Source organism: Streptomyces sp. LaBMicrA B280 (assembly GCF_049222185.1).
GTDB classification, from domain to species: Bacteria; Actinomycetota; Actinomycetes; order Streptomycetales; family Streptomycetaceae; genus Streptomyces; species Streptomyces murinus.
The window spans coordinates 233,384-245,308 of sequence record NZ_JBMJCT010000044.1 but is presented as its reverse complement, the minus strand read 5'-3'; the positions used below and the strand labels follow the sequence as shown (position 1 = coordinate 245,308).

11 protein-coding genes are annotated in these 11,925 nt (G+C 73.6%); 5 read left to right on the top strand and 6 right to left on the bottom strand.

Going from position 1 to position 11,925, the window contains the following annotated elements:
* Positions 1 to 67: 67 nt before the first annotated feature.
* The 4 genes from ACLF5H_RS29435 to ACLF5H_RS29420 all read right to left on the bottom strand — a co-directional run bounded on the left by ACLF5H_RS29435 (position 68) and on the right by ACLF5H_RS29420 (position 3,269).
* Positions 68 to 1,036, bottom strand: coding sequence for an acetylxylan esterase (locus ACLF5H_RS29435; RefSeq protein WP_421679024.1), 969 nt, complete (start codon positions 1,034 to 1,036; stop codon positions 68 to 70).
* Between the two features lie 104 nt (positions 1,037 to 1,140).
* The gene (locus tag ACLF5H_RS29430) at positions 1,141 to 1,719 is read right to left on the bottom strand and encodes a hypothetical protein (protein WP_421679023.1); all 579 of its coding nucleotides are present in this window, start codon (positions 1,717 to 1,719) and stop codon (positions 1,141 to 1,143) included.
* A gap of 187 nt (positions 1,720 to 1,906) precedes the next feature.
* Entirely contained in the window at positions 1,907 to 2,671 is a 765-nt protein-coding gene (locus ACLF5H_RS29425; RefSeq protein WP_421679022.1) for a ferredoxin reductase, read from the bottom strand.
* The gene (locus tag ACLF5H_RS29420) at positions 2,664 to 3,269 is read right to left on the bottom strand and encodes a sulfite oxidase-like oxidoreductase (RefSeq protein WP_421679021.1); all 606 of its coding nucleotides are present in this window, start codon (positions 3,267 to 3,269) and stop codon (positions 2,664 to 2,666) included. Before ACLF5H_RS29420 ends, ACLF5H_RS29425 begins: the two co-directional genes overlap by 8 nt.
* 234 nt (positions 3,270 to 3,503) lie before the next feature.
* On the opposite strand from ACLF5H_RS29420, the gene ACLF5H_RS29415 reads away from it, so the two are divergent.
* On the top strand, positions 3,504 to 4,241 hold the full coding sequence (locus ACLF5H_RS29415; protein WP_421679020.1) for a GNAT family N-acetyltransferase: 738 nt from the start codon (positions 3,504 to 3,506) through the stop codon (positions 4,239 to 4,241).
* Between the two features lie 61 nt (positions 4,242 to 4,302).
* Here ACLF5H_RS29415 and ACLF5H_RS29410 read toward each other — a convergent pair whose 3' ends face one another.
* Positions 4,303 to 4,782 carry a MarR family winged helix-turn-helix transcriptional regulator gene (locus ACLF5H_RS29410; protein WP_421679019.1) on the bottom strand — a complete coding sequence of 160 codons (480 nt, stop codon included), beginning with the start codon at positions 4,780 to 4,782 and terminating at the stop codon, positions 4,303 to 4,305.
* Between the two features lie 230 nt (positions 4,783 to 5,012).
* Between ACLF5H_RS29410 and ACLF5H_RS29405 the strand changes: the two genes are divergently transcribed.
* Positions 5,013 to 5,807, top strand: coding sequence for a putative protein N(5)-glutamine methyltransferase (locus ACLF5H_RS29405; protein ID WP_421679018.1), 795 nt, complete (start codon positions 5,013 to 5,015; stop codon positions 5,805 to 5,807).
* Between the two features lie 135 nt (positions 5,808 to 5,942).
* Here ACLF5H_RS29405 and ACLF5H_RS29400 read toward each other — a convergent pair whose 3' ends face one another.
* Positions 5,943 to 8,018: a SpoIIE family protein phosphatase gene (locus ACLF5H_RS29400; RefSeq protein ID WP_421679017.1), complete on the bottom strand. Its 2,076-nt coding sequence runs from the start codon at positions 8,016 to 8,018 to the stop codon at positions 5,943 to 5,945.
* 312 nt (positions 8,019 to 8,330) lie between these two features.
* Here ACLF5H_RS29400 and ACLF5H_RS29395 point away from each other — a divergent pair, with 312 nt between their 5' ends.
* From ACLF5H_RS29395 to ACLF5H_RS29385, 3 genes are all read left to right on the top strand, one after another.
* Positions 8,331 to 9,206 (top strand): hypothetical protein, encoded by an 876-nt coding sequence (locus tag ACLF5H_RS29395; protein ID WP_421679016.1) that lies wholly within the window; start codon positions 8,331 to 8,333, stop codon positions 9,204 to 9,206.
* Positions 9,207 to 9,329: 123 nt separating this feature from the next.
* A complete protein-coding gene (locus ACLF5H_RS29390; protein ID WP_421679015.1) occupies positions 9,330 to 9,704 on the top strand; it encodes a hypothetical protein in 375 nt (124 codons plus the stop codon).
* 204 nt (positions 9,705 to 9,908) lie between these two features.
* Complete coding sequence (locus tag ACLF5H_RS29385) at positions 9,909 to 11,924, top strand: FAD-dependent oxidoreductase (RefSeq protein WP_421679014.1); 2,016 nt, start codon at positions 9,909 to 9,911, stop codon at positions 11,922 to 11,924.
* Position 11,925: the final 1 nt, after the last annotated feature.

Sequence of the window (11,925 nt, the reverse complement as noted above, 5' to 3'; positions counted from 1 at the left end):
CCCGTGTCGGCCCCGGACCGGGCACCCCGAACATACCGACCGGTCGGGCATCGAGGAAGAGGTGATCTCAGGCGTACGACCGCAGCCAGCGCATCTTCACCGCGTCATGGAAGGGGCCGCCGCCCTCATGGTCGTTGAACTCGTACACCTCGATCGTCTTGTCCGGGTGCGCCCAGGAGTTGAACGCCGCGAACACGGTCGACGGCGGGCAGGTCTCGTCCTCCAGGGCGGTCGAGAACAGGGCCGGTGCCCGGCCGCGGGCCGCGAAGTGCACACCGTCGAAGTAGGAGAGGGTGCGCAGCGCCTGCGCCGCCCGGCCCCGGTGGGTCTTCAGGAACAGGCCGACCTCACGGTAGGGGTGACGGTCCGTCAGGGTGATCGCGCGCGGGAAGTCGCACAGGAACGGCACGTCCGGCGCCACCGCGACGAGGTCGGGGACCAGCGCGCCGACCGCGAGGGTGATGCCGCCGCCCTGGCTGTGGCCGAGCGCCACCGTGCGCGCCGCGTCGGCCAGCGGATGGGCGCGGGCCGCCTCGATCGCGCGCACCGCGTCCGTGAACACCCGCCGGTAGTAGTGGTTCTCGGGCGCGTCGATGCCCCGGGTGAGGAAGCCGGGATGGGCGGGCCCGGAACCCACCGGGTCCGCGGTGCCGCCCCCGCCGCCCCAGACGCTGCCCTGCCCCCGGGTGTCCATCACGAAGTGCGCCCGGCCCGTCGACGCCCACAGCAGATCCTCGTGCGCCAGCCCGCGCCCGCCGCCGTACCCGATGAACTGCACGACCAGCGGCAGGGGTTCGCGCGTGCCGCTCGGCAGCCGCAGCCAGCCCTTGACCGGGTGCCCGCCGAACCCGGCGAACGTCACGTCGTACACCTCGACCGTGGCCAGACCGGACTCCACCGGCTCGAAACGGACGGCGAGTTCGTGCGCGCGTGCCTCGCGCAGGGTGGCGTCCCAGAAGGCGTCGAAGTCCTCGGGTTCGGTGGACTCGCCGCGGTGGGCGCGGAGTTCGGACAGGGGCAGGTCGAACAGGGCCATCGGCCACCGCCTTCGCCGGAGAAGAGGGGAGCGGGGAGTGGGGAGCGGGGGACCCACCGTACGAGGACGGCGTACCGGCCGACCACGGCCCGTCGCGCGGTTGTTCACGCCCTCGGCTGGGTCCACCTCGGCCCGGTGTGGGCCCATGCCCGCTCCCACTCGGCGAGCCGGTGGCGCAGCGCGATCCGGCGGGCGACGGCGTGCCCGAGGAACACCACGCCCCCGGCGCAGACCGCCGCGCCCACCCCGATGGTCACCGCGTGCTGGAGGACCTCCGTACCGGACGGCGGCGCGGCGGCGACCCGGCCCCGGGAATCGACCCACACCGCGACCGTGTCCCCGGTCCGGGCCCCGGCCGGTACCCGCGTCCAGGCCGTTCTGGTCCCCCGGCCGGGCTCGGTCCAGCGGACCTCGGCGCGGTGCAGATGCCCGCGCTCGACGCGGACGGCGGGCGGATCGCCGGACACCGTGGCCGACACCCGGTGCCGCGCGGCCCGCCGCGCCGCCGCGGTCGCCGCGTCCCGGTCCTGGATGTGCAGGCCCGCGGCCACCCCGACCAGGGGGGCCACCACCAGCAGCAGCACGGCGACGACCAGCACCGTCCACGCCTCGACGACATCACAGCGGCGCCGCAGCGGATTGCGCCGCCAGCGCCAGCCACGCACACGCACCCGGGTCCGCATGTCCGCCTCCTCACCGAAGCCGACCGGCCGCCCGCCCGCGCCGACACCCGTCCGGTGTGCGCGCACGAGCGTCCACACTCGTGTCGTACCCCGTACGGCGCACCCGGCCCACCCGGTGAACCGCGAGTTCAGGCCCACTTGAGGCACGTTCGAGCCAGGTGCCCCGCCAGCGCCCCGATGTCGCGGCTCAGCCGAAGCGTTCGATGCGGATCCGGTCCGCCGGCTGACCGGCGCGGACCAGCAGCCGGGAGACATGCTCGGCGAACCCGTTGGAGCCGCACACGTACGCCTCCCACCCGCCGGGCGGCCGCTCGGCCAGCAGCGGCGCCAGATGCGCGGCCGCCACCCGGCCCACCGGCACCCCGGCGGGGGCGTCACGGGTGAACACCGGGGTCGTCTCCGCGCCCAACTCGGCCGCGTAGATCAGTTCCTCGGGGCTGCGTGCGGACACCAGCATCCGCAGCGGCACGTCGAGGCCGCGCGCCCGGTGGTGCCGGATCATCGACATCAGCGGTACGACCCCGGAGCCGGCGCCGAGCAGCAGCGCGGGCCGGTCGCCGGGCCAGGCGAAGAAGCCGCTGAGCGGGCCGCGCACATCGATCGTGTCACCGGGCCTGGCCACGGTGTGGAACCAGCCGGACACCTCGCCGTCCGGCACCCGGTCAAGAGTCAGCTCGATATGCCCGCTGTCGTCGGGCGCGGAGGCGATCGAGTAGTGGCGCTGCGCCGTGTAACCGTCCCCGGCGGTCAGCCGCAGCATCAGGTGCTGGCCGGGCAGATGACCCGCCCACCGGGGCACCGCGAGCCGGAACGTGGCCGCGTGCGGGGTCTCGCGGCGGATCTCCGTCAGGGTGGCCGGCTGCCACACCGACTCGGCCTGCTCGCTCACGGCGATCCGGCCGGGCACCGCGAACCGGGGCGTGCCACCGGGCACGGTCGTCGTCTCAGTCACCGGCGTACCGCTGCTCTTCCCAGGGGTTGCCGCGCGCGTGGTAGCCGTTGCCCTCCCAGAAGCCCGGCTCGTCATGGTCGAGGAGCGTGATGCCCGCGATCCACTTGGCGCTCTTCCAGAAGTACAGATGGGGCACCACCAGGCGCGCCGGGCCGCCGTGCTCGGCCGGCAGCGGCTTGCCGCCGTACTCCCAGACGATCCAGGCGCGGCCGCCGGTGAGGTCGGCGAGCGGCAGGTTCGCGGTGTAGCCGGTGTGCGAGCGGGCGAGCGCGTGGGTGGCGGCCGAGGCGGGCCGCACCACGTCGAGGAAGGCGTCGAGCGAGACCCCGCCGAACCGCACCCCGAACTTCGACCACCCGGTGACACAGTGGATGTCACCCTCGTACGCCGAGGCGGGCAGCGCGTGCGCCGTGTCCCAGTCCCAGGTGTACGGCCGCTCGACCAGACCGTCGACGCGGAAGGTCCAGTCGGCGGGTGTGAGGTCGGGGGTGACCTCGGCGGACAGGACGGGCCAGTCCTCGCGCGCGTCGTACTGACCGGGCGGCAGCCCCGGATGGTGCTCGCGCGCGCGGCCCGTGAAGCCTCGCGTGACGTTCATGCTTCAACCGTACGCTGTCCCGGCGGATGCTCCGTGCCTGGTCACCGGCCCGGCGCCGGGGCGCGGGGCCCTATCGTTGCGGTCGTATGAACAGCGCGGGGGAGCGGGAATACCGGACGCGGGCCGCTCCTTGGCGATCGGTACCGGCCGTGGTGCGCCGGGGACGGTGCGAGAGAAGCGAGGGATGAGAATGCGCAAGGCGTACGGCTCCGGCACGGTGATCGAGGTGGCCGCGTGAGCGTCATCGGTCCCCGGTCCCCCGCGCACGTCCTCGACAACCCCGCCCTCGCCTCCCTCACCGGCCCGCACGCCGGCTTCGCCGAGCGGCGCGGCCGGGTGCTGCGCTACCCGGTCGACGTCTCCCCGTGGCTGGCGCTGCCCGACAGGCCGGAGGCCCGGGACTGGGCGGACCTCGCCGTGCTGGCCGGGGCGGGCGCGGAGGTCCCGCTGAACGGGTATTGCGGGGACGTCCCGGCGGACTGGGAGATCACCTTCCACGTGGGCGGCGTCCAGCTGGTGGACGACGGTCTGGCCGCGGCGCCGGACGCGGAGGCGGTCCGCCTCGGCCCGGCCGATGTGCCCGAGATGCTGGACCTGGTGGCGCGTACCCAGCCGGGACCGTTCCTGCCGCGCACCGTCGAGATGGGCACCTATCTCGGCATCCGCCGTGAGGGCGCGCTGGTCGCCATGGCGGGGGAGCGGCTGCGGCCGCCGGGCTGGACCGAGATCAGCGCGGTCTGCACCGACGCGGCCGTGCGCGGCCAGGGCCTGGCCAGCCGGCTGATCCTCGCCGTCGCGCACGGCATCCGGGAGCGCGGCGACACCCCGTTCCTGCACACCAGCGCCAGGAACACCAACGCCATCCGGCTGTACGAGTCCCTGGGCTTCCGGCTGCGCCGGACCACGTCGTTCCTGGCGGCGCGGGCCCCGGAGCGGCTGACGGAGGGGCGGGCCGCGGTGCCGGTGGGGTGATCGTCGGGCGACGCGGTGAAGAGGGTCGTACGAGAGGCGAGCGAGGCGCCGGACGGAGCGCTCAGTCGGCGCCGATGCCCTCGGCCCCCGCGTTGTAGCGCTCCAGATAGGCCGCGAACCGCACCAGGTCGTCCTCCGGCCACTCGGCGAGCCGCTCCCGGAAGGCGGCGCGGCGGCGCCGGGTGACCTGGGCGAGGATCTCCTGGCCCGCCTCGGTCAGCTGGAGCACCTGGACCCGCTGGTCCTCCGGGTCCGGGCGGCGCTCGATCAGGCCCGCCCGCTCCAGCGCGGCGACCTGGCGGCTCACCGTGGACTTGTCCAGGGCGTAGTGCGCCGCGAGATCGGTGGCCCGGCAGCCGCCGCTCTCCTCCAGATGGCCGAGCAGGGTGTACGACACCAGGGACAGCTCGGGGTGCATACGGCCCGCCGAGGCGCGGGCCCGGCGGGCGAAGACCGTCATCTCGCGCTGGATCGCCTCGACGGCCGACTCGGCTGTGCGCACGGGACCTCCCTCCTGGCGGTGTTCCGCGGTGGTCCGCATTCCGGTTGCAGAGTACAACTCGCGACGTCAGGGGGCCGAACCCGGCCATGTCCGGTGGGGTATGGTGACCGTCCGGTCGCGGAGGTCCGCGGCCCCGAGTGCGAGGAGGTGAGACCCATATCCGCTGTGTCAGCCGGGGTGCTCTCTCCTCGTGACGGCGCGGTGCACCGGCAGCGGTGACCGCGGGAGCGCCCTGTGATCTCGCGCTCCCGAAAGGCATCCGCCCGCACATGCCCACTCCCTCTTCCCTTTCCCCTGCGGCCGTCGTGTCCGCGTTGCGTGCCGCCGGGTGCGTGTTCGCCGAGGACGAGGCCGAGTTGATACTCGCCACCGCCCGTGACGCCGCCGAACTCGCCTCGATGGTGGACCGCCGCACGGCCGGTCAGCCGCTCGAACACGTCCTCGGCTGGGCCGAGTTCCACGGGCTGCGGATCGCCGTCGAGCCCGGCGTGTTCGTCCCCCGTCGCCGTACCGAGTTCCTGGTGGACCGGGCGCTGGCCGAAGTCCCGGAGGCCTCCGTCGTCGTGGACCTGTGCTGCGGCTCCGGCGCGCTCGGCGCGGCGCTGGCCGCCGCGCTGGACGGGGCGCGGGTGCGGGCCGCCGACATCGACCCGGCCGCCGTGCACTGCGCCCGCCGCAATCTCGCCCCCTACGGCGGCCACGCCCACCAGGGCGATCTCTACGCCGCCCTGCCCGCCGACCTGCGCGGCCGTGTCGATCTCCTGACGGCCAACGTGCCCTACGTCCCCACCCCCGATCTCCCGCTGCTCCCCGCCGAGGCCCGCGACCACGAGCCGCCCACCGCCCTCGACGGCGGTCCCGACGGCCTCGCCGTCCTGCGCCGGGTCGCCGCCGAGGCCGCCGACTGGCTCGCCCCCGGCGGCCGGCTGCTGTCCGAGACCAGCGAACGCCAGGCCCCGGCCGCGCTCGCCGCCTTCACCGAGGCGGGTCTCAGCGCCCATGTGGCGGTCTCGGAGGAATGGTCGGCGCATGTGGTGATCGGCGTGCGGGACGAGGCCCCGTGATCACCTTCCCTGTGCTCACCGCATGATCGGGGGAACGCCTGTACGGCTGCGGGCGACCTCCACTTCGGCCCCGTCACGGTCGGCATCACCGTCGGGGAGCGCGACCGCAGGGGCGGCGGCTGGATTGACGCCCTGTCAGCATTCCTTCGCCCGTGCGATGAGCAGGGCCACGTCGTCGTGGTTGTCCGGGTGGTGGAGTGTGCGCAGGAGGAGGTCGCAGGTCTCCTCCAGGGGGCGGGTCGGGTCGGTCAGCAGGGACAGCATGAGGTCCAGGCGTTCGTCCAGGGTGTGGTGGCGGGTCTCGACCAGTCCGTCGGTGTAGAGGACCAGTTCGTCGCCGGGGGCGAAGTCGACGGTGACGGTGGAGAAGGGGACACCGCCGACGCCGAGGGGGACACCGGTGGGCAGGTCGAGGAGTTCCGGGGGGTGGCCGGGGCGGACGCGGGCCGGGGGCAGATGGCCGGCGTTGGCGATGCGGCACTGCCGCAGCCGCGGATCGTGGACGGCGTACACACAGGTCGCGATGGAGTGGTCCAGGGCCGAGGTGGTCTGGTCCAGGTGGGTCAGGAGCACCGCGGGGTCCAGTCCGAGCGCGGTCAGTGTGGTGGTCGCGGTGCGCAGCCGGCCCATCGTCGCGGCCGCCCCGATCCCGCTGCCCATGACATCCCCGACCACCAGCGCGGTCCGCCCGCCCTCCAGCGGGATGACGTCGAACCAGTCCCCGCCGACCTCGCTGGTGGCACCCGCCGGCTGATAGCGCGAGGCCACTTCGAGCCCGGTGGTCACCGGCGGGCTGCTCGGCAGCAGGCTGCGCTGGAGGGTCAGCGCCGTGTTGCGGGCGTTCTGGTACCAGCGGGCGTTGTCGATCTGCACCGCCGCGCGCGCCGCCAGCTCCCGGGCGAGCAGCACGTCGTCCGCGTCGAACGGCCGCGCGTTGACGGTCCGTTTGAGATCGAGCGCGCCCAGCACCTCGCCGCGCGCGATGAGCGGCACCGCGAGGTAGGAGTGCAGCCCCGCCCGCCCCAGCAGCACGGCCGCCTCCGGGGAGCGGGCGATGCGCGGCAGGTCCTCGTCCTTCACCCGCGGCACCAGCACCGCCTCACCCGTGCGCACGCACTCGGTGACCAGGCGGTCGGGCGCGTACCGGGCGATCCTGCCGGGCGGGTCCGCGGCCCGTACGGCGTCCGAGCCGTCCTCGGGGCGCAGCGCGAGGGCCCGGAGCACCGCCACATCCGCGGGGCCGAGGGTGCTGGGGCGGCCCTCCACCACCGCCTCCAGCAGGTCCACGGCGGCCACATCGGCCAGTTCCGGCACCGCGACCTCGGCCAACTCCCAGGCCGTACGGTCCAGTTCGAGCGTCGTGCCGATCCGGGCCCCGGCGTCGGCGATCACCGCGAGCCGGCGCCGTGCCGCCTCCGCCTCCACGGCGGCCCGGTGCTGCTCGGTGATGTCGGCCACCGAGCAGGCCACGCCCAGCACATGGCCCGCCGCGTCGTCCAGCCGGTACAGCGAGACCGCCCAGGTGTGGTCCGCGTCCGGGTCCGCGGGCGTACGGCCGACGACGGTGTGGTCGATCAGCGGCGCGCCCGTCTCCAGCACCCGGCGGGCGCCGGCCTCCATGCTCGCGACGTCCAGCTCCGGCACCACGTCGGCCATCCGGCGTCCCAGGTGCTCGGCGGCCGGGCGCCCGTTGATCCGCTCCAGGGCCGGGTTGACCGACACGAACCGCAGCTCCGTGTCGAGCACGGCGAGCCCGGCCGGGGACTGCATGACCATCCGCTCGGACAGCGCCACGTCCTGTTCGAGGCGCCGTACGGTCGAGCGGTCGGCGGCGAGCCCGAGGGCGTACACCTTGCCGCGGGCGTCCAGCAGCCGCATGTTGCGGAACTCCACCAGACGGGTGCTGCCGTCCTTGTGCCGGACCGGGAAGCCGCCGGCCCAGCTCTGCCCGGTGGTCATCACATCGGCGAAGAGCTTGCCGACCAGTCGCATGTGCCGCTCGTCCACCATCAGCCGGGCGGCGTACTGGCCGAGCGCCTCCGCCGCCGTGTAGCCGAACAGCTCCTCGGCCTGAGGGCTCCACAGCGCGATCCGGCCGTCGGTGTCCAGGACCACCGAGGCCACCGCGAGCACGTCGAGGAGGCCGCCCGGCGGCACGGGCCCGCGGGCCGGCTCGCCGCCCTCCGTCGCCGCAGCCCCGGCTGCACTCATGCCACGCACCGCCTTCGCCCGTCCGGACGGCACGCCGTCCCCCGTGCCGGTTCCCCACGTCCTGTCGCGCTCACATCCGACTCTCCGACGCCGTCGCCGTCAACCTCCACCATCTCTCAACCCGGCGGCGGGCGTCCGCCCGGACCGGCGCCCGTCCGGGGTGCCGGGACCGCTCGCGCGGACCGTACCGCGCGGTCGGGGGCGCCGGGAGAGTTCATGTCCATGTTGCTGCATTGGCCTGTACATGACGATCACGCCACGCCAGACTGTGCGCCGTTCGAGTGTCCCCACCGCCCGTTCGAGGAGTTGGTCATGCCCGCGTCCGCCCGGTTACGCCGCAACGGAGCCCTCGCAGCCCTCGTCGCGCTCGCCGCCGCCCTGTCCCTCGCCGCGCCCGCGCCCGCCGCTGCCGCGGGCAGCTGGACGGAGACCGGCTCGGACCGCGCCGATCCGCTGACCGAGAGCCAGGGGCTGGCCTCGATCGAGGTCCCGGCGGGCAGCCCCAACCGCTACACCGGCATCGGCACCGTCCCGCTCAGCGACTCCGTCCGGGGCTGGAACCATGTCGGCGACCCCGACGCGTCGTACGAGGGCTACTACATCGAGCCCTACCAGGAGGACTCGGGCACCGCGAAGATGTACCGCGTGCAGGCGCCCGACGGTTCCTGGTCGGAGTACGTGCACCAGCTGAGCCCCGGTGAGGCCCTGAACAACTCCTGGGACGCGATCACCCCGGACGGGCAGTGGATGCTGTCCGGCGAGTGGGGCACGATGAACCGGCTGCTGGTCTTCCCGACCCCGGGCGAGAACCGCGCCACCTCGCCCTCGGCGAACCTCCCGCAGGCCGCCACGGTGCACCTGGACCACGCCGTCAGCGATGTGCAGGGCTGCGACTTCTCCGGCCCCACCACCCTGCTCTGCTCCTCCGACGACTCCGACGGGAGTCTCTTCGGCATCACCAAGCCGCTGCTCCAGATCGATCTGTCGGCCCCGCCGAACGGCTCCGCCGATGTCACCGGGCATGTCACCGCCCTGCGCCAGCTGCCGCTGCGCAGCGCCTGCTCCGGCACCTTCGAGGCGGAGGGCATCGACTACGACCGGCGCAGCGGCGTCCTGCGCGTGATCGTGGTGTCGCCGAGCATCTGTGTGCTCACCGACAGCAAGACGTACAAGTTCTCCCTCGGCTGATCCCGCGCAGCGCGTGCGGGTGAACGTGCGGGTGAAGGGGGGCGGTGTTTTCCTGGGCGGGGGATGGACGCGGCGCGGCGGGGTACCCCGGGCAGCGCACAGCGGCCGCGAAAGGAGCGATCAATGGCGAACGAGGACCGGTCGCATCCGGAAACCGTCATGGTGGAGATCAGCGGATGTTCCAAGGAGGACGCGCGTCTCGTCTTCGAGGCGCTGAACACGTGCTTCGCATCCGACCGGGGCAGCGACGAGGTGCCCCAGCAGCTCCACGAAACCCGCCCGATGGTGTGGCTCGGCAGCTATGAGGTCGGGGACGCCCGGCGCCAGGGCTGCCCGCCGGTCCACCTCGGCTCATCCGTGCAGGCGGACGTCCAGGGCGGCTACTGGGCCGTGGACCGCTTCCGTCACACCCTGGACTCCATGTTCACCGTCCAGGAGACCAGCACGGCCTCCGGCGACCAGGAACGCGATCTGCATCTGCGCCTGGAGAGCCTGTGAAGACGTACGACTGACGACACCTCCCTACGACGCCCCCCCTACGACGCCCCGGCCGGTCCCGTACCGGCCGGGGCGTACTACGTCGTGTGCCGGTGGACGCGGACGGAGGGCGGCGCGGGACACATTGTTGTGCAACTAGTTGCATAAACGGGGGCGGGTGCTCTACAACAAGATGCGACCGCATCTGTGCACGGAGGGCCTGACATGAGCCGCTACCCCCACCTGCTGACCCCGCTCGACCTGGGATTCACCACGCTGCCCAACCGGGTGCTCATGGGATCCATGCATGTGGGCCTGGAGGAGGCCGAGGGCGGGTTCGAGCGGATGGCGGCGTTCTACGCCGCCCGGGCGCGCGGCGGCGTCGGGCTCATCGTGACCGGCGGCATCGCGCCGAACGAGGAGGGCCGGCCGTACGAGGGCGGGGCCATGCTCACCACCGAGGCGGAGGCCGACCGGCACCGGGTCGTCACCGAGGCCGTGCACGAAGCGGGCGGCCGCATCGCGATGCAGATCCTGCACTTCGGGCGGTACGCCTACCACCAGGACCTGGTCGCCCCGAGCCCCCTCCAGGCGCCGATCAGCCCCTTCGCGCCCCGGGAGCTGTCCGACGCCGATGTCGAGCGGACCGTCGAGGACTATGTGCGCGCCGCCCGCCTCGCCCGGCACGCCGGATACGACGGCGTCGAGATCATGGGCTCCGAGGGCTATCTGATCAACGAGTTCATCGCCGCCCGCACCAACCACCGCACCGACCGCTGGGGCGGCTCCTACGAGAACCGGACGCGCTTCCCGGTCGAGATCGTGCGCCGGGTCCGCGAGGCCGTCGGCGCGGACTTCATCATCGTCTACCGGCTGTCCATGCTGGACCTCGTCCCCGGCGGCTCCTCGCACGCCGAGGTCGTCACCCTCGCCAAGGCCGTCGAGGCCGCGGGCGCCACCATCATCAACACCGGCATCGGCTGGCACGAGGCCCGCATCCCCACCATCGCCACGTCCGTGCCGCGCGGCGCCTACACCTGGGTCACCAAGAAGCTGATGGGCCAGGTGACGATCCCCCTGGTGACCACCAACCGCATCAACACCCCCGACCTCGCCGAGGAGTTGCTGGCCGGTGGCTGTGCCGACATGGTCTCCATGGCCCGGCCCATGCTTGCCGACCCCGACTTCGTCGCCAAGGCCGCCGCCGGTACCCCCGAGGCCATCAACACCTGCATCGGCTGCAACCAGGCCTGCCTGGACCACACCTTCGGCGGCAAGCTCACCTCCTGCCTGGTCAACCCGCGCGCCTGCCACGAGACCGAGCTGGTGCTCTCCCCGACCCGCACGAGGAAGCGCGTCGCCGTGGTCGGCGCCGGACCCGCCGGACTCGCCTGCGCCGTCAGCGCCGCCGAACGCGGCCACGAGGTCACCCTGTTCGACGCCGCGAGCGAGATCGGCGGACAGCTCAACGTCGCCCGCAAGGTCCCCGGCAAGCAGGAGTTCGACGAGACGCTGCGCTACTTCCGCCACCAGCTCGACGCCCACGGGGTCGCCGTACGACTCGACACCCGGGTCGGCGCCGAGGACCTGGCCGACTACGAGGAGGTGGTCGTCGCCACCGGCGTCACCCCGCGCACCCCCGACATCCCGGGCGTCGACCACCCCCGGGTGCTCGGCTACCTCGATGTGCTGCGCGACGGCGCCCCCGTCGGCGAGCGGGTCGCCGTCCTCGGCGCCGGTGGCATCGGCTTCGACGTCGCCGAGTTCCTCACCGACGGCGGCGACAAGGCGAGCGAGGACCCGCAGACGTACTTCCGCAACTGGGGCGTCGACATGGAGTACACCGCGCCCGGCGGCCTCACCGAGCCGCGCCGCCCGGCCCCGCCGCGCCAGGTCCATCTGCTCCAGCGCAAGACCACCAAGGTCGGCGCCGGGCTCGGCAAGACCACCGGCTGGATCCACCGCACCGAGCTGAAGCACCGCGGCGTCACCATGGTCCCGGGCGTGCGCTACGACCGGATCGACGACGCGGGACTGCACATCACCGTCGGCGAGCGGAGCACGGTCCTGGAGGTCGACACGGTCGTCCTGTGCACCGGCCAGGAGCCGCGCCGCGAGCTGTACGAGGCGCTGGTCGCCGCCGGGCGCAGCGTCCATCTGATCGGCGGCGCGGACGTCGCGGCCGAGCTGGACGCCAAGCGCGCCATCAAGCAGGGCACCGAGGTGGCGGCGGCGCTGTAGG